This window comes from Streptomyces litmocidini, assembly GCF_014649755.1.
In the GTDB taxonomy this organism is placed as follows: Bacteria; Actinomycetota; Actinomycetes; order Streptomycetales; family Streptomycetaceae; genus Streptomyces; species Streptomyces litmocidini.
Window position 1 is genome coordinate 16,579 of sequence record NZ_BMTQ01000025.1, and the last position, 25,741, is coordinate 42,319.

Genomic DNA, 25,741 nt, shown 5'->3' on the forward strand with positions numbered 1-25,741 from the left:
CCCCCCGACGGAGGAGCGGCCTTCCGGAGCGTGACGCCGGTGCCCCGCCGGGGAAGCCTCCCCCCATGGATCGGGAACAAGCACGCCGGTGGCTCGCCACCGCCCTCGGCGAAGCGCGCGCCGGGCTCGCCGAAGGGGGGATCCCCGTCGGGGCCGCCCTGTACGGCGCCGACGGGACGCTGCTCGGGCGCGGGCGCAACCGGCGCGTGCAGGACGGGGACCCGTCCACGCACGCCGAGACCGCCGCCTTCCGGGCCGCCGGCCGGCAGCGCTCGTACCGGGGGACGACGATGGTGACGACGCTCTCGCCGTGCTGGTACTGCTCCGGGCTCGTGCGGCAGTTCGGGATCTCGCGGGTGGTCGTCGGGGAGGCGGAGACCTTCCACGGCGGGCACGACTGGCTCGCGGAGCACGGGGTCGAGGTGGTCGTGCTCGACGATCCCGAATGCGTCGGTCTGATGCGGGAGTTCATCGCCGAACGCCCCGCCCTGTGGAACGAGGACATCGGCGATGAGTGAAGCGACCCTGCCCACCATCGACCTGCGGCGCGACCCCTCCCCCCAGCTGCCCGCCGTCGACCGCGCCCTGCGCGAGGCCGGGTTCCTCCTGGTCACCGGGCACGGGGTGGACCCCGGTCTGCGGGCCGCCGTCCGCGAGACGGCCCGCGTCTTCTTCCACCTCCCGGCCGCCGTCAAGGAGCCGTACGCGGTGCGGGTCGGCGGGCGCGGGTGGCTCGGGCCGGGCGCGGAGGCCAACGGGTACGCGGAGGGCACGGTGACCCCGCCCGACCTGAAGGAGTCGCTCTCCTTCGCGGCGGAGGAGCCGACCGGGGACCCGGCGGTGGACGCCGAGTGGTTCCTGCCGAACACCTGGCCGGCCGAGGTGCCCGGGCTGCGGCCGCTGGTGGAGGCGTACCTGGCGGAGATGAAGGAGCTGTCCGACCGGGTCCTCGACCTGCTCGGCATCGCGCTCGGCGAGGAGCGGGACTTCTTCACCCGGCACACCGGCCACCCCACGTTCGGCTTCAACGTCAACTGGTATCCGGGGCGGGAGCGGACCGGCGAGCCGGAGCCGGGGCAGTTCCGCATCGGCCCGCACACGGACTTCGGCACGGTCACCGTCCTGGACCGGGAGGCGGGCAAGGGCGGCCTCCAGGTGTTCACCGACGCGGGAGGGTGGCAGGACGCCCCGTACGATCCGGCCGCGTTCACCGTCAACATCGGTGATCTGATGGCCGGTTGGACCGGCGGGCGGTGGCGGTCGGGGCGGCACCGCGTGCTGCCGCCGCCGGCCGACGCGCCCGCCGAGGAGCTGATGTCGCTGGTGTACTTCTACGAGTGCACGCCGGGCACCACGATCCACGGCGTCGAGTCGCACGGATACCTGCGGGCCCGGCTGGACGCCATCGCCACGGACTGAGAACAGGTCCACAACAGAGTCGAAAAGCCGACCGCTTTCCCAACACACCGTCGATATCCTTGAGTTGACTGTGACGGGGGTGGCGGGGGCGTGGACAGAGAGCTGTACGGCCGCGAGGCGGCCCTGGACGAGGGCGGGCTCGTCGCCCGGCTCGTCGGGCTCACCCGGCAGGGGACCGCGCGCGTCGCGTACGAGCACGGGGACGACCCGCCCGTGACGGTCTTCACCGGCGGGCGCGGCATGGGGAAGACCGCCCTGCTCAAGGAGGTCCGCAACCGCTACAAGGGCTACACGCCGCTCGCCCTCCTCGACTGCGCCCACATCGAACCGCCCGCCGACCACGGCCCCGGCTGGACCCCGGTCACCGGCGCCCTCGCCGAGCTGGCCGTGCAGCTGTCGCCGAGGGTGCTCGGCGCCCGGCCCGTGCGCTTCCCCCGGCTGTCCCTGGGCCTGGTCGCGGTCGCCTCGCTCGCCTGGTCCCAGGAGGACGACGAGCGGGCCCGGCGCGACCTCCAGCGCCTCGGGCCGCTCCTGGCGACCGTCGACGCGACCAGGGGCGCCGCCGCCAACTGGGTCGGCAAGGTCCTCGCCAAGCTGGCCGCCACCTTCGCCGAGGCCTCCGCCCCGCTCGCCGGGCTGCTCGCCGAGGCGACCGTGGAGACCGTCCTGGAGGAGGTGTTCGGCCGCCTCCAGCGCACCTCCGAGAGCTGGTACGGCGGCTACCGCAACGCCGGCGGGCGCGCCAAGGCCGGCCTCCAGCAGCTCGCGATCGACTTCGAGCAGGGCGGGCGGCGGCGCGGCGAGGCCGAGGCCTTCCTCGTCGGCGCCCTCACCGAGGACCTGCGCCACGCCTACACCGGGCTCCAGCGCGGCGCCCGCATCGGCAGGCCCCTGCTCCTCCTCGACAACGCCCACGAGCCGCTCGGCCGGCAGCTCGTCGAGCCGATCCTGCGCGCCCGCGCCGCCGAGGGCCGCCGCGACCGGGTCGTCGTCCTCGCCACCTCCCGGGTCCGCGACCACGAGGGCCTGCGGCAGGCCACCCGCACCCGGCTGCCGGAGACCGCGCACCGGGCGCCCTGCCCGCGCGGCACGAGCGTCGGCTCGGGCATCCTCGCCGTCGAGCTGACCCCGCTCTCCCCCGCCCAGACCCGGTCCGCCTTCGACCGTCACGACCCGGCGGGCCGCACCCCCGCCGAGCTCGCCCGCGCCGTCCACCGGCTGACCGGCGGCCGCCCGCTCGGCGTGGACCTCCTCGGCCGGGCCGCCGGCGAGGCCCCCGCGGAGCTGCGGGCCGGTCTCACCCCGGGCCGCCTGCTCGACCTGACGGTGGAGCTGCGCGAGGACGCCGCGCCGGTGGCCGTCGCCCCCACGCTCCTCGCCGAACTCCTGCCGGTGCGCCGGCCGGGGCCGTACGCCGTGCTGGCCGCGACCCACGACGAGGAGTCCGCCCGGATGCTCGCCCACGCCCGGCTCCAGGCCGAGTCCCTGGACGGGGACGTGGCGCTGCGGGTCCGCGACCAGCTGCGCGCCGAGGACTGGGGCGAGGGCCCCGGCCACTTCGTCGCCGACCCGCTGCTGCGCGCCCTGCTCCTGTACCGGCTGCGCTTCGAGGACGACGACCATCCGCGGTACGCCGCCTGGCACGCCGTCCACGAGACGCTGTACCGGCACTACGGCCCGGAGCCCGGCCCGTACCGCCTCCACCACGGTCTCGCCCTCGGCCGTACCGAGGAGGCCGTCACGCACCTGCGGGAGGCCTTCCCCGGGCAGGACGTCCTCGGTTGGCTCGGCCGGCTCCGGTTCATCGCCGCCGCCCCGTACCCGCGCGAGCGGAACCGGCCGGGTCCCGACCCGCGCCGGGCGGTCGCCCTCGGCCAGGAGCCGCCCGGCGCGCTCCCCGCCGGGCTCGACCCCGACGCCACCGAGCTCCACCTGTCCGTACGGCGGCTGCTGCACGCCCTGTGGCTGCTCACCGATCCGCTCGCCCTGCCCGACGACGAGGTCGCCGACCGGCTCGCGCACGAGCTGCGCCGGCTCTCCGGCCGCCATCTGACGGGCAGCGGTTCGCTCTGGGACGCGGCGGGTCACTGGCCGCGCGACATCCGTGCCTGGCGGGAGCCTTCGCTGCCGCCGGGCCGTGAGAACGGAGTCTGACGCCATGCCCGATCGACTGGCCCTCCGGCTGCGCCGGCGTGTCCGCACCCCCCGTCAGAAGCTCGTCGCCTCGCTCGTCACCGCCGCCGTCGTCCTCGGCCTCGGCGGCTACGGCGTCGCGCGGCTGACCACCCCGGAGGACCGCTCCTGCGCGGCCGGCGTGGCCCGCCCGGCCGGCAGCTCCGAGTGCGTCGGCGTCAACGGCGACGGCCACGCCTTCGGCATGCCGGACCTCGGCGAGATCGCCGGGGCCATCGGCCGCGAGAACGCCACGCTGAAGCCCGGCGAGTACGCGACCGTCGCCGTGCTCCTGCCGCTGACCTCCCCCGACGGCGGCATGCGGGAGAAGGTCCTGCACGAACTCCAGGGCGCGTACGCCTACCAGTACCGGGCCAACCACGAGTCCAACAGCGAGACTCCGAAGATCCGCCTGGTCCTCGCCAACACCGGCAAGGGCAACGCCCACTGGCGCGAGACCGTCGACCGGCTCGTCACCATGACGGGCGCCCCCGACCGGCTGCGGGCCGTGTCCGGCGTCGCCACCTCCTCCACCGAGGTGCGGGAGTCGGTGGCCGCCCTCACCGCCGCCGGGATCGCCGTCGTCGGCACCACCATCACCGCCGACGACATCGCCAACGGCCCCGGCCACAACCGCTACCCGGGGCTCGCCCGCGTCTCCCCCACCAACACCGACGAGGCCAAGGCCCTCTCGCACTTCGGCCGGGTGGACGCCGCCAAGGCCTTCCTCGTCCAGGACACCCGGACCGGCGACCACTACACCGACACCCTCAAGGCCGCCTTCACCGCCAACCTCGCGGGCGCCCCGCACGAACCGGGCCTCTTCACCTCGCCCGCCGACCCCACCGAGGAGGGCACCACCGCCAACACCTTCCGCCAGATCACCCATCTGATCTGCGACACCCACGCCGAGACCGTCTTCTTCGCGGGCCGCCACACCCAGCTCCGGCAGTTCATCAACGCGCTCGGCTCACGCGGCTGCACCGACCGCGCCTTCACCGTCCTCACCGGCGACGAGGGCTCCTACCTGGGCGCGGACGAGAAGCTCGACCGCAAGGCGCTGAGGACGAAGCTGACCGTGCGGTACGCCTCGCTCGCCCACCCGGACGCCTGGAGTCCGGCGCCGGGGCGGAAGATTCCGGCGACGGGCGGTTCGGCGGGGGCGTACTCGACGTTCCTGACGGACATCGCCCGCGCCGCGAAGAAGCCGGTGGCGCTCGCGGACGGCCAGGCGATCATCGCGTACGACGCGATGGCGACGGCGGTCCACGCGATCCGCCAGGCGACCCCGGAGGGCGCGGTCTATCCGGCGCAGGAGGACGTGGGGACCCAGTGGCCGCAGGTCAAGGGCTCGCTGCGGGTGGAGGGCGCGAGCGGCTGGATCTGCCTGGACAACTACGGCAACCCGTACAACAAGGCGGTCCCGATCGTGGAACTGACCCAGGACGGCACCCAGCGCTTCGTCCAGACGGCCTGGCCGGAGGGCCGGCCCCCGACGGAGTCGTGCCTGCCGCCGAAGAAGGGGTGAGCGGCCGCGCCCGGGCGTCCCGCCCCTACGGCACCCACCTGGGCCAGGGAGCCGCGTCCCGCTCGTACAGCTCCCGCAGGTGCCGCCACCGCTCCGGCGACCAGGAGGCCCAGTCCGTGGGACGGCCGTCCAGCGCCGCCGCGAGCCGCTCGAAGTGGTCGTGCCACCCGGCCAGGCAGTCCAGCCGGTACTCGGCGGACCCCCGCACCTCGTTGGTGAAACGCACCACGGTCGACCCGCCGCCCCCGGCACCCGGTTCCAGGTGGAACCGGATCCGGCCGTGCGTCGGGCCGACCGTGTACTCGGCCACGCGGTCGGGGTCCCAGGCGGTCACCCGCCCCGAGACCTCGGTGTCGCTGTTGAGCCAGCGGAGGGTGACCCGCCCGCCGAGCCGCGGTTCCAGCGGGTCCGCCTCGCAGAGCCAGGCCGGCAGGCCCTCGGGCGAGGCGACGGCCGCCCAGACCGCCGGCGTCGGCTGCGGGAGTTCCACGACGAAGTGCAGCAGGTGCCGGTCGCCGTCGTGGGTCTCGCTCCTGCCCCGGGAGATCTCGCTCATGCCTCCAGCGTCACCCCGGGGCAGGCCTCGTGCCAGCTCAGACGCCCGCGTAGGAGTGCTTGCTGCTGACGAAGATGTTGACGCCGTAGTAGTTGAAGAGGAAGCAGGCGAAGGCGATGAGCGCGATGTACGCGGCCTTCCGCCCCTTCCAGCCGGCCGTCGCGCGCGCGTGCAGGTACGCCGCGTAACCGACCCACGTGATGAAGGACCAGACCTCCTTGGCGTCCCAGCCCCAGTAGCGGCCCCACGCGTCACCGGCCCAGATCGCGCCGGCGATGATCGTGAAGGTCCAGAGCGGGAAGATCGCCGCGTTGACCCGGTACGAGAACTTGTCGAGCGAGGCCGCGGAGGGCAGCCGCTCCAGGACCGAGCGGGCGAAGGAGCCCGGGGTGCCGCCGGTGGCGAGCTTGTTCTCGTACGAGTCGCGGAAGAGGTACAGCAGGGTGGCGACCGCGCCGAGGTAGAAGACGGCGCCGCAGAAGATCGCGGTGGAGACGTGGATCCACAGCCAGTACGAGTCGAGCGCCGGCACCAGCTGGTCGCTGGGGGTCTTCAGCCAGGTGACGGCCATGCCCAGGTCGAGCAGGATCGTGGTGACCAGCGGCAGGCCGATCCAGCGGACGTTCTTCTTGGCGAGGAGGAAGCCGAGGTACGCGCCGACCGCCACCGTGGAGAAGGTGGTGGAGAACTCGTACATGTTGCCCCAGGGGGCCCGCTGCACGGAGAGCGCCCGGCTGACCACGCCCGCCGCCTCGATCACGAAGGCGAGGACGGTGAGCGAGACGGCGATGCGGCCGTACAGGTCGCCCTTGACCGTGCCGCCGGCCGCGCCGGGGCCGTCCGGCACGTCACGGGTGCCCGACGCGGAGCGGGTGACGACCTTCGGCCTGTCGAGGACGGCGGTTCCTCCGGCCTTCTTGACCTGGACGGTCACGGCGGCCGGGGCCTGCTGCGTGAGGGCGGCGGCGGTGCGGCCGACCTTGCTGCGGCTGCCGAACACCCACTCGGCGATGTGGGCGAAGAAGGCCAGGGTGTAGACGGCCATCGAGGAGTAGACGAGCAGGTCGCTCATCTGCGCCAGGCCTTCGTTGGTCGTGGCGGCGAGGATCACTTGTCGGCCTCTCCAGAAGGGACGGGGTCTTCTGCGGGTTCTTCCGCGGGTTCCGGTACCGGGGCCGTGGGCGGGGCCTCCGCGGTGAGGGCGAGGGCGAGGTCGCCCAGCTCCTCCGGCAGCTTGGCGGACTCGCTGCGGCCGAGTCCGGCCATCTCGACGACGGTCACGCCGTCCTCACCGCGCACGGCCCGGACCCAGACCCGGCGGCGCTGGATGAAGAGCGAGCCGGTCAGGCCGGCGATCGCGGCGATCGCGCCCGTGAGGGCGAGGCCGTTGCCCGGCTGCTGCGAGATCTGGAAGCTCGCCCACTCCTTGATGTCCTTCTCGAAGGTGATCGAGCCGGCGCCGTCGGGGAGGGGCATGGTCTCGCCGGGCAGCATGCGCTGCGCGACCCCGGTCCCCCCCTCGATCTTGAACTGTTTCATCTTGGTGGTGTCGAGCTGGTACACGTTCTGCGGCAGACCGGAGTTCACGCGCAGGTCGCCGTGGAAGCCGGTGAGCGCCATGACCGGGAAGCCGAGCGCGGGGAACTGCGAGAACATCGTGCCCTTGCCCTCGCCCGCGAAGGTCGGCACGAAGAAGGCCTTGAAACCGAGCTGTTCCTTCTTGCCGTTCTTGTCGCGGTAGCCGTCCATCACCTTGATGGCGCCGGTCGACGTGATGTTGTTGTCGATCGGCAGCAGCGGCACGGCGCCGTGGAAGACGGTCTTGCCGCGGCCGTCCTTGACGGTGACGACGGGCGCGTACCCGTGGGCGATCAGGTAGACCTTGGAGTCGCCCACCTCCAGCGGCTCGTTGACCCGGATGACCGCCTTCTTGTCCGCGTCGCCCTGCGAGTAGCTGACGGCCGCCTCGAAGGTGCGGGGGGTGCCGCGCTGGGGGCCGTCCTTCTGGTACGTGCCGGTGAAGGAGTTCAGGGTGAAGCTGAACGGCGTCAGTTCGTCGGTGCCGAACTGGGAGCCGGACTTGAAGTCGTCGTACTGGGTGAGCGTGTTGGAGAAGCCGTCGCCCTCGACGATCAGCTTGCCGCCCTCGGACTTGAAGAGCTGGCCCCAGGCGAAGGCGACGAGCATCACGATCAGGGCGACGTGGAAGGCCAGGTTCCCGGCCTCGCGCAGATAGCCCTTCTCGGCGGCGATCGCGTTCCCCACCTGGTGGGCGCGGAAGCGGCGGCCCTTGAGGACGGCGAGCGCGGCCGCGCGGACCTGCTCGGGCTCGGCCTCGGTGCGCCAGGTGGTGTGGGCCGGGAGCCGGTCGAGGCGCCGGGGGGCGCCCGGCGGGCGGCTGCGGAGCTGGCCGACGAACTGCCAGCTGCGGGGCACGATGCAGCCGATGAGGGAGACGAACAGCAGGATGTAGATCGCGGAGAACCACACCGAGCTGTAGACGTCGAAGAACTGCAGCTTCTCGTACAGCGGGGTGAGGGTCTCGTGGGCGTCCTTGAACGCCCGCACCTTCAGCTCGTCCGCGCTGTTCTGCGGGATGAGGGAGCCGGGGACGGCGCCCAGGGAGAGCATGAAGAGGAGGATCAGCGCGACCCGCATGGAGGTCAGCTGCCGCCAGAACCAGCGGACCCAGCCGATGACCCCGAGGGCGGGGCCGCCGACGGCGGTGTCCTCCTGGGGGGCGGTCGACAGCTGTGCCCCGGCGGCGCCGAGGGCCTCCTGCTGCTCGCTCGTATCGGTCTTGCTCATGGAACTCAGATCCCCACCGTGAAACCGCTGGACCAGCCCTGCATCGTGGCCACCATGCTGTCCCACGCGCCCGTCAGGAGCAGAACACCGGTGACGATCATCATGCCGCCGCCGATCCGCATGACCCACACATAGTGCTTCTTGACCCAGCCGAACGCGCCGAGCGCCTTGCGGAAGGCGATGGCGGCGAGCACGAACGGGACGCCGAGGCCGAGGCAGTACGCGAAGGCGAGCACCGCCCCGCGGCCGGCGCTGGCCTGCTCCAGGGCGAGGGCGTTGACCGAGGCGAGCGTCGGGCCGATGCACGGGGTCCAGCCGATGCCGAAGAGCGCCCCGAGGAGCGGGGCGCCGACCAGTCCGGCGACGGGCTTCCTGTGGAAGCGGAACTCCCGCTGGGTGAACCAGGGCATCAGGCCCATGAAGAACACGCCCATGAGGATCATGAGCGCGCCGAGGACCGTGGTGAGCGTCCCGCGGTACTCCTGGAGCGTCGATCCGAAGTAGCCGAAGAGCGCGCCGCCGGAGACGAACACGGCGGTGAAGCCGAGGACGAAGAGGACGGCACCGGTGGTCATCCGGCCGCGGCGGCTCTCGGCGAGGTCGGTGCCGGTGACGCCGGTCACGTACGAGAGGTAGCCGGGGACGAGCGGGAGCACGCACGGCGAGAAGAAGGAGACGAGGCCGCCGAGGACCGCGAGGGGCAGGGCGAGCAGCAGGGCTCCGCTGGTGACCGTCTCGTTCACGGGCTCACTTCTCCTTGAGGAGGGGCTCGATCATCGACCGGAGCTTCTCCTCGTCGAGCGCCATGAGCGAGCGGGCGGCGATCCTGCCCTCCTTGTCGAGGACGACGGTGGAGGGGATGGCCTGCGGGTTGAGCGTGCCCTTGGGGAAGCCGAAGAGGATGAGCTTGCCCTGCGGGTCGTAGAGGCTGGGGTAGGGGATCCCGTAGTCCTCTTCGAAGGCGATCGCGGGCTGCTTGTTGGGGTCGCGGGTGTTGAGGCCGACGAACTCGACGCCCTTGCCCTTGAGCTCCTCGGCGACCTTCGCGAAGTGGGGGGCCTCGGCGCGGCAGGGGCTGCACCAGGAGCCCCAGACGTTGAGGACGACGACCTTGCCCTTGAGGCCGGCGACGTCGAGCTGCTTGCCGTCGAGGGTCTCGCCCGCGAGCTTCCCGGTGGCCGCGCGCTCGCCCTTGGCGACGGTGGAGATCCCGCCCGTGCTGGTCACGAAGTTGGTGCCGCCACCGCCGCCGGACTTGCCGCTGTCGCTGCCGCCGCAGCCCGAGAGCGCGAGGGCGGCGGCGGACAGCATTCCGACGGCGGTCAGGGCGCGCCGAGTGCGTCGGGGGGCACGGCTAAGGCTCATGTGAAAAGTTTCGCATGGGCGTTTGGGGGATCTTGGGCGCCCCCCTACGTGCCCGTAAAGCCCCTTGTCAAGATCGGCTAAGCGGTCGGGGTGGACGTGGGGGTCTTCCCGGGCTTCTCGGGCCTGAGGAAGGCGTTCCAGCCGCCCGCGGGCTTCTGTCCGACCTCCAGCGAGCGCAGCTTCTCCAGGATCCTCGGGTCCTGGACGTCGAGCCAGTCCACGAACTGCTTGAAGGAGACGAGCCGCACGTCCTTCTTTCCGGCCATTCCCTTGAGCGCCTCTTCGACGGCGTCCATGTAGATGCCGCCGTTCCACTGCTCGAAGTGGTTGCCGATGAAGAAGGGCGCGCGGTTCGACTCGTACGCGCGCGTGAAGCCGGAGAGGTACGCCTCGGCCGCCTGCTTGCGCCAGCCCGGGTAGCGCGAGGGCATGCCCTTGGTCGTGTTCTTCGACTGGTTGGCGAGCATGTTGTAGTCCATGGAGAGGACCTCGAAGGAGTGCCCGGGGAAGGGCACGGCCTGGAGGGGGAGGTCCCAGATCCCCTGGCGCTTCGTCGGCCACATCTGCCGGCCGCCGGGCGAGCTGGCGTCGTAGCGCCAGCCCAGGCGCTTGGCGGTGGGGAGCAGGTTGTCCTGGCCGAGGAGGCAGGGGGTGCGGCCGCCGACGAGTTCCTTGGAGTAGTCGAAGGGCAGCGGGTCCAGGTCGGTCCAGCCGCTGTTGGTCTTCCACTCGGTGACGAACTTCACCGCCTGGTCGATCTCGCTCTGCCACTGGGCCGGGGTCCAGTTGCCGACGGAGCCGGATCCGCCGCAGAAGTGCCCGTTGAAGTGGGTGCCGATCTCGTGGCCGTCGAGCCAGGCCTGCCGGACGTGCTTCAGGGTCTCCTTGATGTGGCCGTCGGTGAGGTAGCCGATGTCGGAGGCGCCGACGCGGTTGTTCGGCGGGCGGTAGAGGTCCTTCTTCGACTCGGGGAGGAGGTAGATCCCGGAGAGGAAGAAGGTCATCGCCGCGTCGTTGTTCTTCGCGAGTTCGAGGAAGCGCGGGAAGAGGCCGTTGCCGACCTCGCCGGCGCCGTCCCAGGAGAAGATCACGAACTGGGGCGGGGTCTGGCCGGGTTCGAGCGGGACGGGGGCGTCGGGCTGGTGCGGCTGCTTGCCGGTGTCGGCGGTGGAACCGTCGCCGATGAGCCGGGCGTCGTCCTTGGTGGGGGTGGGCGTGCCCGGGTCCGCCGAGACGTCACCCCCCTTGCCCGGCCCTGAATGTCCGGACTTATCCTTGTTTCCGGTACTGCATGCGGCAAGCCCCGCCGCCGCAGCGGCCCCAACGCCTGCTCCGAGCAGCCCCCTTCGACTGATCCCGCTGATCCCGCGCATGACATCCCCATTCGCGCTGACGTATGACCTGAACGTCATCCAAACCGACAATGAGTGAGATGCCGGGAGGAACACGGAGGTTCCGGAAAATCGCACAAAAATTTTAGGGCGGACGGATGACATGAACATCATCCGACCGCCCTGAACTGTGGCCCCTCGGCACCCCCCTGTCCAGTGGAGTCCTGCCGTACGGGCCGCGGAGACTACGCCCCGAAGGCCTTCGACTTCCCCTTGACCGGCTTCGCGCCCGCCAGGAGGTGCGCCGGGACGAGGTCCCGGGCCGGCTCGCTGTACCCGACCGAGACGATCTTGTCGCCCCGGTACGTGAACGAGGTCAGCGAGGCCAGCGTGCACTGACGACGGCGCGGGTCGTGCCAGAGCCGGCGCTTCTCCACGAAGCTCCGCACGATCCAGATCGGCAGCTGGTGGCTGACGCAGACCGCCTCGTGGCCCCGGGCCGCGTCCTTCGCCGCGTCGAGCGCGCCCATCATCCGCACGACCTGCTCGACGTACGGCTCCCCCCAGGACGGCTGGAACGGGTTGGTGAGGTGCTTCCAGTTGCCCGGCTTGCGCAGCGCCCCGTCACCGACCCCGAAGGTCTTGCCCTCGAAGACGTTCGCCGCCTCGATCAGCCGCTCGTCGGTGGCCAGGTCCAGACCGTGCGTCTTGGCGATCGGCGTCGCCGTCTCCTGCGCCCGCTCCAGCGGGGAGGCGACGACGTACGTGATGTCCCGGCCGGCCAGCGACTCGGCCACCCGGTCCGCCATCTGCCGGCCCAGCTCGGACAGGTGGTAGCCGGCCCGGCGTCCGTACAGCACGCCGTCGGGGTTGTGCACCTCGCCGTGGCGCATCAGGTGGACGACGGTGACGTCCTGGTCGTTCTTCTTGTCGGCGGGGAGGCTCATGCGGTCGCCTCCGCGGCGGCGCGGGCCGCGGCCGGGAGGGCGGCGGCGATCCGCTCGACCGCCCGCTCGTCGTGCGCGGTCGACACGAACCAGGACTCGAACGCGGACGGCGGCAGGTACACGCCGTCGGCCAGCATCGAGTGGAAGAAGGCGTTGAAGCGGAACGCCTCCTGCTTCTTCGCGTCGTCGTAGTTCCGCACCTCGTCGGCGGTGAAGAACACCGAGAACATGTTGGACGCGGTCTGCAGCCGGTGCGCCACGCCCTCCTTGGCCAGCGCGCCCGTGACCAGGCCCTGGATCTCGCTCGACACCGCGTCGACCTTCTCGTACGCGGCCCCGTCGAGCAGCCGCAGCTGCGCGAGCCCGGCGGCGGTCGCGACCGGGTTACCGGAGAGGGTGCCCGCCTGGTAGACCGGACCGGCCGGCGCCAGGTGCCCCATGACGTCCGCGCGGCCACCGAACGCGGCCGCCGGGAAGCCGCCGCCCATGACCTTGCCGAAGGTCATCAGGTCGGGCTTCACGCCGTCGACGCCGTACCAGCCGGCCCGCGAGGTGCGGAAGCCGGTCATGACCTCGTCGGAGATGTACAGCGCGCCGTTCTCCCGGCACAGGTCCGCGAGGCCCTGGTTGAAGCCCGGCAGCGGCGGCACGACGCCCATGTTGCCGGGCGAGGCCTCCGTGATCACACAGGCGATCTCGCCCGGGTGCGCGGCGAACGCCTCCCGCACGGCCCCCAGGTCGTTGTACGGCAGCACGATCGTGTCGCCGGCCTGGGCGCCGGTCACGCCGGGCGTGTCCGGCAGGGCGAAGGTCGCCAGACCCGAACCGGCCGCGGCGAGCAGCGCGTCCACGTGGCCGTGGTAGCAGCCCGCGAACTTGACGACCTTGGCGCGCCCGGTGAAACCGCGGGCCAGGCGGATCGCGGACATCGTGGCCTCCGTGCCGGAGGAGACGAGCCGCACCTGCTCGACCGGCTCGATCCGCGCGACGATCTCCTCGCCGAGCGCGACCTCGCCCTCGCCGGGCGTCCCGAAGGAGGTGCCGCGGGCCACGGCGGCCTGCACGGCGGCGGTCACCTCGGGGTGGGCGTGGCCGAGGATCATCGGTCCCCACGAGCAGACGAGGTCGACGTACTCACGACCGTCCGCGTCGGTGAGGTACGGACCGGAACCGGACACCATGAACCGGGGCGTTCCGCCCACGGCCCGGAAGGCACGCACCGGTGAATTCACGCCGCCGGGCGTCACGAGGGAAGCGCGGTCGAAAAGCGTCTGTGAGACTGGGGCTTCGTATGAATACGGCACTGTGATCCTGACCTGCGAGAACGACTTCGGGCACGACATCGGGAACGGAGGGACGGCGGTGAGCATCCTGTCTGTTGCGCCGAGGCGTTCCCCGTCCGCGTCTGCGAAACTGGGGCGTCATAGGGATGACTCACGGAATCCATGGTGTCAGAGGCCACGACGTTCTTGCGGACAGGTGTTTCACCGTACGAACGCGGGGGAGGTCACTGACACGATGATCGGGTTGCGCGGCGGGGTCGTGTTGCCGAGAAAAAGCAGTCGGGTGGAGATATGCATCGCGGTGGCGGACCGGGCGAGGGGACGGACGACCTGGGTCCGGAGTCTGCCCGGCGGGGAAGGCACCGGCGCAGGCGAACCGAGGAGCCGACCGCCTCGGAGCACCGGCCGAAGCCGGAGCCCGTTGCGGACTCGGCCCCTACGACCGGGGGCCGGAGCTTGGGGGTGACGTACAAGTACTTCGGCGCGCCCAACAGCGCCACCGCGGCCCAGGTCCCGATCTCGATGCGCCCCGAGGAGCTCGGCGGGGACGAGCTCGGCATGGGCGGCATGTTCACCAAGATCAAGCCCGAGACGATAGCGGCCATGGTCCTGACCGGGATCCAGGGAATGCCCCTGCACAAGGTGCCGCCGCTGGAGCTGGTGGTGCTGCACCCGGACTACGCGGTGGTGAAGCTGCCGATGACCGTGGTCGATCCGCTGCGCGGGATCGGCGAGGAGTCGGTGGGTGCCGCCGCCTTCATCTGGTCGACGGTGCCGGACCGCGGCGGTCCGCGCGACGCCTTCGACGTCTACCGGCTCCTCCACGAATGGCAGGACTTCTCGGTCCGCCTCCACGAGGCGGGACACCAGCCGTACTGCCTGGTGTGGCCGTGAGCCGACCGGCCCCAGGCGTTTCGCCGCACTTCCACCCCTCATAGGTGCTGAAATTAGGACGAATCCTATGGAATGCGCGGAAGTCGCGCCCCGAGGGGAGCCGGTACGCCCTGGCGACTCCCCGCACGAGGAAGGAGCCAGACGCGTGAGCACAAGCGCAGTACGCATGACCGGCCGGCCCATGCAGATCGGCGAGGTCGCGGCACGGACCGAACTGTCGCTGCGGACCATCCGGCAGTACGAGGACAGCGGCCTGGTCGCCCCGTCCGCGTCCTCGCCGGGCGGTTTCCCCCTCTACACGGACGCGGACGTGTCCCGGCTGATGGTGGTCCGCCGGATGGGACCGCTCGGTTTCACCCTCGACGAGACCCGCGAGCTCCTCTCCGCCGTGGACCGGCTGGCCGCCGACCGCCCGGGCACGGACACCGAACTCGAACCGGCCGAGCGGGCCGCCCTGGTGAGCCGCGTCCGCCGCTACGAGGAGGCCGCGGCGGAGCGCGTCGCCGAACTGCGGTCCCAGCTCGCCCGCGCCGAGGAGTTCGCCGCCTCCCTCCGCGCCCGCCTCGTATAGAGCCCGCTCAGGGGGCTGGTGCCGCTACGCGGCCACGGCCTCGGCGAGGCCGCCTCCCGACTCACCCCGGGGCCGGCGGACCGGCTCGCACGGACCGGCTCGCACGGACCGGCTCGCACGGACCGGCTCGCACGGACCGGCTCGCACGGACCGGCTCGCACGGACCGGCTCGCAGCCCGGGCCTAGCATGCGGACATGTCCGCCTCCGCTCCCCGCCCTCGCCGGGACACCCGGGGCATCGTCGACCCCGCCGAGCTGCTCTCCCGGGTCCGTTTCCGCCGTCACGTCCCGGCGCCGGAACTGCGGCCGTACCTGGAGCACTACTGGCTGATCGACTGGGAGCTGCCGGAGCCGTACGCGAGCCACCTCGTCCCGCACCCGTCGGTGAACGTCGTCTTCCAGCGGTACGGGCGGCCGGGCGCCCCGGCCGCAGCGGCGAGCGCGTGGGCCGAGGTGTCGGGGGTGGGCCTGGGCCTGTTCACACAGAAGCTGACGGGGGTGGGCCGGGTCTGCGGAGTGCAGTTCCGCCCGGGCGGCTTCCGGCCCTTCGCGCCCGCGTGGCCGGTGTCGGCCTGGACGGGCCGGCGGGTGCCGCTGGGGGACGTGTTCCCGGACGAGGGCGGGCCCGGGAGCGCCGGCATTCCGGCGGCAGTACCAGCCGTGCTGTCCCCGGACGGCGACCACGCGCGCGTGGCGGCGCTCGACGCCTTCCTCCTGGCCCACGGGCCGGAGCCCGATCCGGCCGCCGGGCAGGCGATGGAACTGGTGGAGCTGATCCGCTCGGACCGCACGGTCCGCCGGGTCTCCCGGCTGGCCGCCGCGAGCGGCCTGTCGGCGCGCTCGCTCCAGCGCCTCTTCGCCGGCCACGTCGGCGTCGGCCCGAAGTGGGTGATCCTGCGCTACCGGTTCCACGAGGCCCTGGAGCGGGCAGAGTCGGCGGCCGACGCCGACTGGGCCGCGCTGGCCGCCGAGTTGGGCTACAGCGATCAGGCCCACCTCGTCAGGGACTTCACGGCGACGATCGGGGTGCCGCCCACCGCGTACGCCCGTGCGGTGTCAGTGCCCTGACCTACCGTACGGACATGGACGACGACACCTCATCCGTACGCCTGGAAGTCTGGTCCGAGGGGGACGCCGGCCTGCTGAGCGCCCTGAACGCACCGGAGTCGACGGTCCACCTCGGCGGTCCGGAGACCGAGGAGCAGCTCGTCCGGAGACACCGGCGGTACGTGGGGATGAGCGCCGACGGGACGGGCGCGGGGCGCATGTTCCGGATCGTGCTGCTGCCGGAGGAGGTCGTGGTGGGCAGCATCGGCTTCTGGGCGCAGACCTGGGACGGCGAGGCCGTGTACGAGACGGGCTGGGCGGTGCTGCCGGGCTTCCGGGGCCGGGGCCTGGCGACGGCCGCCACGCGCGCGGTGGTCGCCGAGGCCCGGGCCGCGGGGCGCCACCGCCATCTGCACGCGTTCCCGTCCGCGGACAACGCCGCGTCGAACGCGGTGTGCCGCAAGGCGGGCTTCGAACTGCTCGGTGAGCGGGACTTCGAGTACCCACCGGGGAACCCGATGCGCTGCAACGACTGGCGGTTCGACCTGGGCTAGCCGGCGTCCGGGGCGGTGAGCGGCCGGCTGAAGTGGAAGGCCACGATGTCGAAGCGCTCGCGCAGGTAGAAGCGGTGGGCACCGGTGCGGTGGGTGCCGGAGTCGAGGTCGAGCTCGTGGCACCCGGCCGCGCGGGCGTGGCCCTCCAGGTGGGCGACGAGGGCGTGCCCGACGCCGGTGGAGCGGTCGGCGGCGGCGGTCACCAGGTCGTCGACGTAGAGCTTGCGCAGGGAGCTGGTGTTGTCGACGATCCGCCAGCCGGCCGCGCCGACGCAGCGGCCGCCGTCCGTGTAGGCGGCGCTGAACCGCAGCCCCTGGGGGTGGCCGGCCTCGTGGACCTCGCGGAAGAGCTCCGGGGTGAGGTGGGGGCGGAGCTCGCGGAGGACCGGCAGGAGGTCGCTCTCCAGCCGGGGATCGCCGGGGGCGAGGTCGATGATCTTCATGCCGGGGACGGTACCCCAGGTTTTTTCAGGGTTGACGGGCAGGACGGGATCACGGATATTAATCTGCACGACGCAGAGAATGCATCACGCAGCAGAAAACGGAGGTTCCCCATGACCGTCCTCGTGACCGGAAGCCGTGGCCGTGTCGCCGCCACCCTGCTCGGCCTGCTGGACGCCGCGGGCATCAGGGCCAGGGCCGGATCCAAGAACCCCGCGGACCTCGCCCCACCACCGGGCGTGGACGCCGTGCGCTGCGATCTCACCGACCCGGCCACCTTCGACACCGCCCTGAAAGGCGTCGACGCCGTCTTCCTGTACGCCGATGCCGCGCACGCCGACGCCTTCGCCGACCGGGCCCGCGCCGCCGGCGTCGAGCACGTCGTCCTCCTCTCCTCCAGCTCCGTCCTCGCGCCGGACGCCGAGGAGAACGCCATCGCGGCCTCGCACCTCGCGGCCGAGCGCGCCCTGTCGGCCGCCGCGGAGACCGGCGCCTTCGAGACCACCCACCTCCGGCCGGGCGCCTTCGCCACCAACGCCCTGCAGTGGGCGCGGGCGCTCAAGGACGGTCACGGTCCGGCACTGCCGTACCCGCACGCACACAGCGACCCGATCCACGAGCGGGACGTCGCCGAGGCGGCCTTCGCGGTGCTCACCGAACCCCGGCCGCGCGGCTCCTCGTACGTGCTGACCGGCCCCGAGTCGCTGGACTTCACCGAGCAGCTGGCGATCCTGGCGGAGGTGACGGGCCGCCCGGCGCCGTACACGACGGTCACGCCCGAGGAGTGGAAGAGGTCGGTGGCGGCCTTCGTCCCGGAGCCGTTCGCGGACGCCCTGCTCTCCTCCTGGTCCTCCCACGACGGCCGCCCGACGCCCCTGACCAGAACCGTCGAAGACCTGACGGGCCACCCCGCCCGCCCCTTCGCCACCTGGGCCACGGACCACGCGGACTCCTTCCGCCCATGACCACCCGCCCCCGTCACGGGCGGTCGTCCCGCCGGCGCGGCGCCCCTGCCGGTGCCGGAGGCACCCGGGCCTGAACCCGCGCCGGCGGGCACGGCGCGCACAGGGCGCACGGGGCACGGGCCGAGGCGCGGAAAGCGGAGACCCCGGCCCGGCCAGGGCCGAATTCCCTGGCCGCCCCCCAGGCCCCGATGCCATCCTGTCCCCGTGAACGGACCGCAGATCCAGATCAGCTTCGCCCCCGCCCTCCACCTCTTCGTCCCGGCGGACCGCCGCTCCGGCCGCACCCCCCTGACCACCGACGGCACCTCGTCGCTCGGCCACGCCGTGGAGTCGCTGGGCGTGCCGCTCACCGAGGCCGGAAGGCTGCTGGTGGACGGGCGGCCCGTCGACGCCTCGCACGTCCCCGACGCGGGCGAGACCGTCGAGGTGGAGGACGTGGTCCGCCCGCAGCCGGTGCCGGGCGCACCGCTCCGCTTCCTGCTGGACGTGCACCTCGGCACGCTGGCCCGACGCCTGCGGCTGCTCGGCGTGGACGCGGCGTACGAGAGCGAGGACATCGGCGACCCCGCCCTCGCCGCGCTCTCCGCGCGCGAACGGCGCGTGATGCTCTCGCGGGACCGCGGTCTGCTGCGCCGCCGCGAACTGTGGGCGGGAGCCTATGTGTACAGCGACCGGCCGGACGACCAACTCCGCGACGTGCTGGAGCGGTTCGCCCCGCCGTTGGCGCCCTGGACCCGCTGCACGGCGTGCAACGGGCAGCTGATCGACGCCGACAAGGACACGGTGCGCGAGCGTCTGGAGCAGGGCACCCGGAAGACGTACGACGTGTTCGCCGAGTGCGGGGACTGCGGCAGGGTGTACTGGCGCGGCGCGCACCACGCGCGCCTGGAGGCGATCGTCTCCGACGCGATGAGGGAGTTCGGCGGGGCGACGACCCGTTAGGAGAGGCCGACCGGCAGGACGTCCGGCCGGAAAGACGCCGGCCGGCAGGACACCGGCCGGCACGCACCCGCCCCGCCACCGCCCCCGTCAGCCCAGGTCGCCCCCGCGCAACCGCTCGACCTGCGCGGCACTGACCTCGACGGTGCGCCGCATGTGGGCGATGAGCAGCGCGACCTCGGCGTCGCTGTAGACGTCGAACATCGTGCCCCAGGTGCTGTTGAGCTTCCGCCAGAGCTCGCCGAGCTCCGCCATCCGCTCGGGGACGAGCGCCACCAGGACCCGGCGCCGGTCCTCGGTGTCGCGCTCGCGGGTCACGTAGCCGGAGCGTTCGAGACGGTCGACGAGGCGGGTGGCGGAGCCGGTGGTGAGCCCGGTGAGCCCGGCGACGCGCCCGGTGGTCACCGGCCCCTCCTCCAGGCTGAGGAGGTTCAGGCACTGCACGTCGGTCGGGTGGAGCCCCAGGTGGTCGGCGACGGCCTGGTTGAACAGGGCGTAGGCGGCCATGTAGCGGCGGGCCTCCCCGTACAGCTCGCTCATGAGCGCCTCGCGCCGGACGGAACTCTTCTGCGTCATGCAGAGATTGTACGAGTCAGGCACTCCCGGGTCACGGACCCGGGCGGCTCCGCCGGAACCCGGCCCCTCAGGGCGCCTCGGCGGTGAGGTAGCGCTGCACGGTGGGTCCCAGCCAGGCGACGATCTCCTCGGCGGACATCTCGACGGCCGGCGGCAGACACAGCACGTACCGGGCGAGGGCCATGCCGAGGATCTGGGAGGAGACGAGCGCCGCCCGGCGCGGGGCGTCCTCCGGGTCGGGGCAGACGCCCCGGGCGACCGGCCCGACCTGCCGGGCGAAGATCTCCTGCACGCGCGCGGCCCCCGCCTCGTTGGTGACACCCACCCGCAGCATCGCGGTGAGGACCTCGTCGCTCTCCCAGCGGTCCAGGAAGTGCGTGACCAGGACGGCCCCGATGTGCCGCGCGGGCAGCGCGCCCAGGTCGGGCAGGCCGATCTCGATCTCGGAGGCGGCGGCGAACAGCCCCTCCTTGTTGCCGTAGTAGCGCATCACCATCGACGGGTCGATCCCGGCGTCGCGGGCGATGGCCCGGATGGTGGCGCGCTCGTACCCGTCGGAGGCGAAGCGCTCGCGGGCGGCCTCCAGGATGGCGGCCCGGGTGGCGTCGGAGCGGCGGACGGTCGTCATGCCAACAACTGTAGGCCAACGGGTGTTGACACGCCATCAGGGCCGCCCTAGCGTTGCCAACAAGCGTTGACCAACAGTTGTTGGCAAACGATCGTGGGCACCCTGGAGGCAGCCATGAGCACCACGGACACGGACGTACTCGTCATCGGCGCGGGGCCCACCGGGCTCCTGCTCGCCGGAGACCTCGCCACCGCCGGCATCGACGTCACCCTCGTCGAACGCCGCCCGCACGGCCTGGGCAACATGACCCGCGCCTTCGGCGTCCACGCCCGCACCCTGGAGCAGCTCGACGCCCGCGGCCTCGCGGACGAACTCCTCGCCACCGGCACCACCCTGTCCACCGCACGGCTCTTCGGCCGCCTCGACCTGGACCTGACCCGGCTGCCCACCCGCTTCAACCACCTGCTCGTCACCCCGCAGTACGAGGTCGAGCGCCTCCTGGAGCGCCGGGCGGTCGCCGCGGGCGTCACCTTCCGGTACGACACGGAGCTGCGCGGACTGCGCCAGGACGCCGACGGCGCCACCGCCGAACTCACCGGCCCCGACGGCACCCCGCTCGCCCTCCGTGCCCGCTACCTGGTCGGCACGGACGGCGTCCGGAGCTCCGTCCGCACCGCCCTCGGCCTGCCCTTCCCCGGCCGGTCCGTGATCCGCTCCATCGTCCTCGCCGACGTGCGCCTGACGGAGGAGCCCACCGACTCGTTCAGCGTCGCCGGTTCCGGAGACACCTTCGCCTTCCTCGCCCCCTTCGGCGACGGCTGGTACCGGGTGATGGGCTGGACCCGCGCCCGTCAGGTCGCCGACAGCGAGCCCGTCGACCTCGACGAGGTCCGCGAGATCGCCCGCAAGGCCCTCGGCACCGACCACGGCATGCACGACGCCCGCTGGATCTCCCGCTTCCACAGCGACGAGCGCCAGGCCCCCGCCTACCGCGTCGGCCGCGCCTTCCTCGCCGGAGACGCCGCCCACGTCCACTCCCCCGCCGGCGGCCAGGGCATGAACACCGGCCTCCAGGACGCCGCCAACCTCTCCTGGAAGCTCGCCGCCGTACTCCGCGGCGATGCGCCCGACCCCGAGGCCCTCCTCGACAGCTACCAGTCCGAGCGCCACCCCGTCGGCACCATGGTGCTCCGCAGCAGCGGCGCGCTCGTCCGCCTCGCGATGGCCCACACCCCGCTCACCCGCACCGTCCGCTCCCTCGCCGCCCGCTTCCTGAACGCGGTCCCGCCCGCCTCGGCCCGCGCCATGGACATGCTCAGCGGCATCGGCATCTCCTACGCCCCCGCGCCGGGCGCCGACCGCCCCTCGGGCCGCCGCGCGCCCGACGTCCACCTGCGCGAAGGGCGGCTCTACGAGCTGCTCCGGCAGGGCGAGTTCGTCCTGATCGCCCCGGAGGGGGCGATCCCGGCGCTGCCGGCGACCGCCCCCGTCACCCCGAAGCACCTCGTGCGGGCGACCTGGACGGATCCGGCGAAGAAGGCGACGGTCCTGGTCCGCCCGGACGGATACGTCCACCGGGCGAGCCGCTGACCGGTGCCGGCGGCTCGGAAGACGTGGTCAGAAGACGTAGGGGTCCCCGGTGGCGAGCACCAGGACACGGTGCCGGTCGTTCCCGGGATCGCGGTCGGACACCCCGTCCCGCCAGGCCGTGGCGATCTCGACCGTCATCTCCTCCGGAAGGGCCGCGGTCCGCAGGTCGAGCGCCAGCTCACCCACGCCCCCCGCGGCCCGGAGCGCGCCCGTCCGACAGGACACCACCCGGTCGCTGCTCCACAGACAGGCAGGCGGCAGCTCCTGGCCGCCCGCCATCGGTGCGGAGAAGGCGAGCCGGACCGTCGCCTGGGAGACGTCGGAGGGCCCGTGGTTCTCGCTGACCAGCCAGACCCCGACCCTCCCGTCCCACAGGGAGACATGGCCGTGATGGGACAGATCCGCCTCGGGCCCGCCCGCCACCGGCCCCACCGCAGCCTCGGGCCCGCCCGCCACCGGCCCCACCGCACCGGCACCGCCGCCCGCACCCACCGTCACGGCCGCGAGAACGACCCCAAACACACCTTTCCGCAATCCATACATAACCTCAAAATACCCACCATTCTTCACATCTTCTGACAATCCATCAGCCCGCGTGTCCCGTGACACCCTGCCCCCATGTCGATCGCCCGCTCCCTCGCCCTGTTCGCCCTCGCCGCCCTCTTCGAGATCGGCGGCGCCTGGCTCGTCTGGCAGGGCGTACGGGAACACCGCGGCTGGATCTGGATCGGCGCGGGAATCATCGCCCTCGGCACCTACGGCTTCGTCGCCACCCTCCAGCCCGACGCCGAGTTCGGCCGCGTCCTCGCCGCCTACGGCGGAGTGTTCGTCGCCGGCTCCCTCGCCTGGGGCATGGCCGCCGACGGATACCGCCCCGACCGCTGGGACGTCGTCGGCGCCCTGATCTGCCTCGCCGGCATGGCCGTGATCATGTACGCCCCACGAGGCCGCTGAACCACGCCCCCGCCTATCCTGACCGGGCGACCGACGACACCGACCACCCGCGCGAGGAGCACGCCATGCCCGCCCCCGGTACCCCCATCGCCGTCATCACCGGAGCAAGCAGCGGAATCGGCGCCGCCACCGCCCGGCAGCTGGCCGCCGCCGGCTACCGCGTGGTCCTCACCGCCCGCCGCAAGGACCGCATCGAGGCCCTCGCCGCCGAGATCAACGAGGCCGGTCACCAGGCCACCGCCTACGCCCTCGACGTCACCGACCGCGCCGCCGTCGACGACTTCGCCACCGCCTTCCACACCCTCGCCGTCCTCGTCAACAACGCCGGCGGCGCCCTCGGCGCCGACCCCGTCGCCACCGGCGACCCCGAGGACTGGCGCCGGATGTACGAGGTCAACGTCCTCGGCACCCTCCACATGACCCAGGCCCTGCTCCCCGCCCTCACCGCGAGCGGCGACGGCACGGTGGTCGTCCTCTCCTCCACCGCCGGCCACTCCACCTACGAGGGCGGCGCCGGCTACGTCGCCGCCAAGAACGGCGCCCGCGTCCTCGCCGAGACCCTCCGCCTGGAGATCGTCGGCACCCCGGTCCGCGTCATCGAGATCGCCCCCGGCATGGTCAAGACCGACGAGTTCGCCGCCACCCGCTTCCGCGGCGACACCGAGAAGGCCGCCAAGGTCTACGCCGGCGTGGCCGAACCCCTCACCGCCGACGACGTCGCCGACACCATCACCTGGGCCTGCACCCGTCCCCCGCACGTCAACATCGACCTCCTGGTGGTCCGCCCCCGGGCCCAGGCCTCCAACACGAAGGTCCACCGCGAGCTGTAGGGCCACGAGCGAGCCGGAGGAGCACGAACGAGGGGGCCGGTGCGGCGCACCGGCCCCCTCGCCCGCCCCCGTGGAAGAGCCTCAGCCCTTCACGCAGATGACCTGCTTCAGCTTGGCGACGACCTCCACCAGGTCCCGCTGCTGGTCGATCACCTTCTCGATCGGCTTGTAGGCGCCCGGGATCTCGTCCACGACGCCGGAGTCCTTGCGGCACTCCACGCCCCGCGTCTGCTCCTCCAGGTCCCGGGTCGTGAAGCGCCGCTTCGCCGCGCTCCGGCTCATCTTCCGGCCGGCTCCGTGCGAGGCGGAGTTGAAGGACGCCGCGTTCCCGAGGCCCTTCACGATGTACGAGCCCGTGCCCATCGAGCCCGGGATGATCCCGAACTCCCCGGAACCGGCCCGGATCGCACCCTTCCGCGTGACCAGCAGGTCCATGTCCTCGTACCGCTCCTCCGCCACGTAGTTGTGGTGGCAGGAGATGACCGGGTCGAAGGTCACCCTGGCCTTGCGGAACTCCTTCCGGATGACCTCCTGGAAGAGCGCCATCATGATCGCGCGGTTGTACTTGGCGTACTCCTGCGCCCAGAAGAGGTCGTGCCGGTAGGCCGCCATCTGCGGGGTGTCCGCGACGAACACCGCGAGATCACGGTCGACGAGCCCCTGGTTGTGCGGCAGCTTCTGCGCCTCGCCGATGTGGTGCTCGGCGAGCTCCTTGCCGATGTTCCTCGACCCGGAGTGCAGCATGAGCCACACCGAACCGACCGAGTCGATACAAAATTCAACGAAATGGTTTCCCGATCCGAGCGTTCCCATCTGCAGTCGCGCCCGTTCCTGACGGAATTTGACCGCATCCGCGACCCCGTCGAACCGAGCCCAGAAGTCGTTCCAGCCCCCCGTCGGGAACTGGTACAGCCGCCCCGGGTCCACCTCCGTCCTATGCAGACCACGCCCCACCGGAATCGCCTGCTCGATCTTCGACCGCAGGCGCGACAGGTCGCCCGGCAGGTCGTTCGCCGTCAGGGAGGTCTTCACCGCCGACATCCCGCAGCCGATGTCCACACCGACCGCCGCCGGACAGACCGCGCCCTGCATCGCGATCACGGACCCGACCGTCGCGCCCTTGCCGTAGTGCACGTCCGGCATCACGGCGAGGCCCTTGATCCACGGCAGCGTCGCCACGTTCTGCAGCTGCTGCATGGCGCCGCCCTCGACCGAGGCGGGGTCGGCCCACATCCTGATCGGCACCTTCGCGCCCGGTACCTCTACGTACGACATACTTCCTCGATTCCCCCGAAAAGACTCATAACGCAAAAACCGGAGCCAAAGCCCGTACAGGTGACAGGGGACCGGCATCAACGGCAGCGTGTGCGATAGACATTGTGTCCATCGGCCGGGTTCGCGCGGCAAACAGTTTTCGGGAAAGACTTCGGGTGAAGGGAGCCTGGGACCGTGCAGCGAAAGAGGTACGCACCCGGCCGCACCAGGTCCGCGGCTCACACCGCCGTCGTCCTCGCACTCGGCCTGGGCCTGGGGGCCGGCCTCACCGCGTGCTCCGCCGGCGCCCCCGCGGACGACATCGCCGTCGACGCCAAGGCCGGCCAGGCCGCCGCCCCCGTCGCGCCCCCCGGCCGCTACCGCACCCTCTTCGAGCCCTGCGGCGCCGTCCCGCAGGCCACCCTCAGGGACCTGCTCCCGGGCGCCGCCGCGCTGCCCGAAGCCGAGCGCGACAAGGCGTACCGGGGCGTCGCGGCCGTCACGTACGACACCGACCGGCGCGTCGGCTGCACGTGGAGGGCCGACACCCCGGACACCTCGCACCGGCTCTCCCTGGACATCGAGCGGGTGGTGTCGTACGACGCGGCCGTCAGCGACGACGACCGGGCGCAGGAGGTGTACGTCCGCAAGCAGCTCGCGGCGGGCATCCCGCTGCCCACGGTGCCGCCCACCGCGACGGGTGCTCCGACGGATCCGGCGACGGGCGCCCCGTCCGCGACGGGCAAGCCGGCCGAGGGCGTCTCGGCCCCGGCGGGCAAGGCGCCGTCGGCGGGCACCCCCGCCACGAGCGCTTCCGCCGGGACCCCCGCCGCTCCCACCGGCGCCCCCGGTGGTGCCCCCACGGGCTCCGCGACACCGGGCGGCGGCTCGGCCGCGACCGGTCTGGAGCCCCGCGTCCTCGACGACCTGGGGGACGTCGCGTACCTCGACGACGTCCTCAGCACGGTCGGCGCCAACAGTCGCGAGCGTGCCGTCAGCGTGGTCTTCCGCACATCGAACGTGATCGTGACGGTCTGGTACCGGGAGCAGACCACGGGTTCCGCGGAGGCGCCGGACAGCGCGGAACTGCAGGAAAAGGCCCGGAATCTGGCCCGGCAGCTCGCCGAGCGACTGGAGGAGTAGCCGTTC

27 protein-coding genes are annotated in these 25,741 nt (G+C 72.4%); 14 read left to right on the plus strand and 13 right to left on the minus strand.

Features of this window, described 5'->3' with window-relative positions; all coding sequences use genetic code 11:
- Positions 1 to 65 precede the first annotated feature (65 nt).
- The 4 genes from IE180_RS33530 (at position 66) to IE180_RS33545 (ending at position 5,119) form a co-directional block, all read left to right on the plus strand.
- The gene (locus IE180_RS33530) at positions 66 to 518 is read left to right on the plus strand and encodes a nucleoside deaminase (protein WP_190160723.1); all 453 of its coding nucleotides are present in this window, start codon (positions 66 to 68) and stop codon (positions 516 to 518) included.
- Complete coding sequence (locus IE180_RS33535; protein WP_190160724.1) at positions 511 to 1,419, plus strand: isopenicillin N synthase family dioxygenase; 909 nt, start codon at positions 511 to 513, stop codon at positions 1,417 to 1,419. The genes IE180_RS33530 and IE180_RS33535 overlap by 8 nt, the downstream gene beginning before the upstream one ends.
- A 90-nt stretch (positions 1,420 to 1,509) precedes the next feature.
- On the plus strand, positions 1,510 to 3,573 hold the full coding sequence (locus IE180_RS33540) for a hypothetical protein (protein ID WP_190160725.1): 2,064 nt from the start codon (positions 1,510 to 1,512) through the stop codon (positions 3,571 to 3,573).
- A gap of 4 nt (positions 3,574 to 3,577) precedes the next feature.
- Positions 3,578 to 5,119: an ABC transporter substrate-binding protein gene (locus IE180_RS33545; protein ID WP_190160726.1), complete on the plus strand. Its 1,542-nt coding sequence runs from the start codon at positions 3,578 to 3,580 to the stop codon at positions 5,117 to 5,119.
- A 25-nt stretch (positions 5,120 to 5,144) separates the two neighbouring features.
- On the opposite strand, the gene IE180_RS33550 is transcribed toward IE180_RS33545, so the two are convergent.
- The 8 genes from IE180_RS33550 to hemL form a co-directional block, all read right to left on the minus strand.
- On the minus strand, positions 5,145 to 5,675 hold the full coding sequence (locus IE180_RS33550) for an SRPBCC domain-containing protein (RefSeq protein ID WP_190160727.1): 531 nt from the start codon (positions 5,673 to 5,675) through the stop codon (positions 5,145 to 5,147).
- Positions 5,676 to 5,712: 37 nt separating this feature from the next.
- Positions 5,713 to 6,786: a c-type cytochrome biogenesis protein CcsB gene (gene ccsB, locus IE180_RS33555; protein WP_190160728.1), complete on the minus strand. Its 1,074-nt coding sequence runs from the start codon at positions 6,784 to 6,786 to the stop codon at positions 5,713 to 5,715.
- Positions 6,783 to 8,483 (minus strand): cytochrome c biogenesis protein ResB, encoded by a 1,701-nt coding sequence (gene resB / locus IE180_RS33560; RefSeq protein ID WP_190160729.1) that lies wholly within the window; start codon positions 8,481 to 8,483, stop codon positions 6,783 to 6,785. The genes ccsB and resB overlap by 4 nt, the downstream gene beginning before the upstream one ends.
- 5 nt (positions 8,484 to 8,488) lie before the next feature.
- Positions 8,489 to 9,226, minus strand: a complete 738-nt coding sequence (locus tag IE180_RS33565; protein WP_190160730.1) for a cytochrome c biogenesis CcdA family protein — start codon at positions 9,224 to 9,226, stop codon at positions 8,489 to 8,491.
- A 4-nt stretch (positions 9,227 to 9,230) separates the two neighbouring features.
- Complete coding sequence (locus tag IE180_RS33570) at positions 9,231 to 9,848, minus strand: TlpA family protein disulfide reductase (RefSeq protein WP_190160731.1); 618 nt, start codon at positions 9,846 to 9,848, stop codon at positions 9,231 to 9,233.
- 77 nt (positions 9,849 to 9,925) lie between these two features.
- Positions 9,926 to 11,212: a polysaccharide deacetylase family protein gene (locus IE180_RS33575; RefSeq protein WP_190160765.1), complete on the minus strand. Its 1,287-nt coding sequence runs from the start codon at positions 11,210 to 11,212 to the stop codon at positions 9,926 to 9,928.
- Positions 11,213 to 11,424: 212 nt separating this feature from the next.
- Positions 11,425 to 12,126, minus strand: a complete 702-nt coding sequence (locus tag IE180_RS33580) for a histidine phosphatase family protein (protein WP_190160732.1) — start codon at positions 12,124 to 12,126, stop codon at positions 11,425 to 11,427.
- Positions 12,123 to 13,469, minus strand: coding sequence for a glutamate-1-semialdehyde 2,1-aminomutase (gene hemL / locus IE180_RS33585; protein WP_190160766.1), 1,347 nt, complete (start codon positions 13,467 to 13,469; stop codon positions 12,123 to 12,125). Before hemL ends, IE180_RS33580 begins: the two co-directional genes overlap by 4 nt.
- A gap of 231 nt (positions 13,470 to 13,700) precedes the next feature.
- On the opposite strand from hemL, the gene IE180_RS33590 reads away from it, so the two are divergent.
- The 4 genes from IE180_RS33590 (at position 13,701) to IE180_RS33605 (ending at position 16,475) form a co-directional block, all read left to right on the plus strand.
- Positions 13,701 to 14,303: a hypothetical protein gene (locus IE180_RS33590; RefSeq protein WP_190160733.1), complete on the plus strand. Its 603-nt coding sequence runs from the start codon at positions 13,701 to 13,703 to the stop codon at positions 14,301 to 14,303.
- Positions 14,304 to 14,469: 166 nt separating this feature from the next.
- The gene (locus IE180_RS33595; protein ID WP_190160767.1) at positions 14,470 to 14,874 is read left to right on the plus strand and encodes a MerR family transcriptional regulator; all 405 of its coding nucleotides are present in this window, start codon (positions 14,470 to 14,472) and stop codon (positions 14,872 to 14,874) included.
- Between the two features lie 195 nt (positions 14,875 to 15,069).
- Positions 15,070 to 15,942 (plus strand): AraC family transcriptional regulator, encoded by an 873-nt coding sequence (locus IE180_RS33600; protein ID WP_190160734.1) that lies wholly within the window; start codon positions 15,070 to 15,072, stop codon positions 15,940 to 15,942.
- Between the two features lie 14 nt (positions 15,943 to 15,956).
- A complete protein-coding gene (locus IE180_RS33605; protein ID WP_190160735.1) occupies positions 15,957 to 16,475 on the plus strand; it encodes a GNAT family N-acetyltransferase in 519 nt (172 codons plus the stop codon).
- Here the strand turns inward: IE180_RS33605 and IE180_RS33610 are convergent.
- Positions 16,472 to 16,918 carry a GNAT family N-acetyltransferase gene (locus IE180_RS33610; protein ID WP_190160736.1) on the minus strand — a complete coding sequence of 149 codons (447 nt, stop codon included), beginning with the start codon at positions 16,916 to 16,918 and terminating at the stop codon, positions 16,472 to 16,474. The genes IE180_RS33605 and IE180_RS33610 overlap by 4 nt on opposite strands.
- A 111-nt stretch (positions 16,919 to 17,029) precedes the next feature.
- Here IE180_RS33610 and IE180_RS33615 point away from each other — a divergent pair, with 111 nt between their 5' ends.
- A complete protein-coding gene (locus IE180_RS33615; RefSeq protein WP_190160737.1) occupies positions 17,030 to 17,881 on the plus strand; it encodes an NmrA family NAD(P)-binding protein in 852 nt (283 codons plus the stop codon).
- Between the two features lie 204 nt (positions 17,882 to 18,085).
- Complete coding sequence (locus tag IE180_RS33620; RefSeq protein WP_190160738.1) at positions 18,086 to 18,823, plus strand: Mut7-C RNAse domain-containing protein; 738 nt, start codon at positions 18,086 to 18,088, stop codon at positions 18,821 to 18,823.
- Positions 18,824 to 18,910: 87 nt separating this feature from the next.
- Here the strand turns inward: IE180_RS33620 and IE180_RS33625 are convergent, their stop codons facing one another.
- Positions 18,911 to 19,396 (minus strand): MarR family winged helix-turn-helix transcriptional regulator, encoded by a 486-nt coding sequence (locus IE180_RS33625; RefSeq protein ID WP_190160739.1) that lies wholly within the window; start codon positions 19,394 to 19,396, stop codon positions 18,911 to 18,913.
- 67 nt (positions 19,397 to 19,463) lie between these two features.
- A complete protein-coding gene (locus IE180_RS33630; RefSeq protein WP_190160740.1) occupies positions 19,464 to 20,024 on the minus strand; it encodes a TetR/AcrR family transcriptional regulator in 561 nt (186 codons plus the stop codon).
- Positions 20,025 to 20,138: 114 nt separating this feature from the next.
- On the opposite strand from IE180_RS33630, the gene IE180_RS33635 reads away from it, so the two are divergent.
- Complete coding sequence (locus IE180_RS33635; RefSeq protein WP_190160741.1) at positions 20,139 to 21,554, plus strand: FAD-dependent oxidoreductase; 1,416 nt, start codon at positions 20,139 to 20,141, stop codon at positions 21,552 to 21,554.
- 27 nt (positions 21,555 to 21,581) lie between these two features.
- On the opposite strand, the gene IE180_RS33640 is transcribed toward IE180_RS33635, so the two are convergent.
- Positions 21,582 to 22,076 carry a hypothetical protein gene (locus tag IE180_RS33640; RefSeq protein WP_190160742.1) on the minus strand — a complete coding sequence of 165 codons (495 nt, stop codon included), beginning with the start codon at positions 22,074 to 22,076 and terminating at the stop codon, positions 21,582 to 21,584.
- 96 nt (positions 22,077 to 22,172) lie between these two features.
- Here IE180_RS33640 and IE180_RS33645 point away from each other — a divergent pair, with 96 nt between their 5' ends.
- Positions 22,173 to 22,508, plus strand: coding sequence for a YnfA family protein (locus IE180_RS33645; protein WP_190160743.1), 336 nt, complete (start codon positions 22,173 to 22,175; stop codon positions 22,506 to 22,508).
- Between the two features lie 65 nt (positions 22,509 to 22,573).
- Positions 22,574 to 23,338 carry an SDR family NAD(P)-dependent oxidoreductase gene (locus IE180_RS33650; protein ID WP_190160744.1) on the plus strand — a complete coding sequence of 255 codons (765 nt, stop codon included), beginning with the start codon at positions 22,574 to 22,576 and terminating at the stop codon, positions 23,336 to 23,338.
- An 81-nt stretch (positions 23,339 to 23,419) separates the two neighbouring features.
- On the opposite strand, the gene IE180_RS33655 is transcribed toward IE180_RS33650, so the two are convergent.
- On the minus strand, positions 23,420 to 24,613 hold the full coding sequence (locus IE180_RS33655) for an RtcB family protein (protein WP_190160745.1): 1,194 nt from the start codon (positions 24,611 to 24,613) through the stop codon (positions 23,420 to 23,422).
- 174 nt (positions 24,614 to 24,787) lie between these two features.
- On the opposite strand from IE180_RS33655, the gene IE180_RS33660 reads away from it, so the two are divergent.
- Positions 24,788 to 25,735 (plus strand): DUF3558 domain-containing protein, encoded by a 948-nt coding sequence (locus IE180_RS33660; RefSeq protein WP_190160746.1) that lies wholly within the window; start codon positions 24,788 to 24,790, stop codon positions 25,733 to 25,735.
- Positions 25,736 to 25,741: the final 6 nt, after the last annotated feature.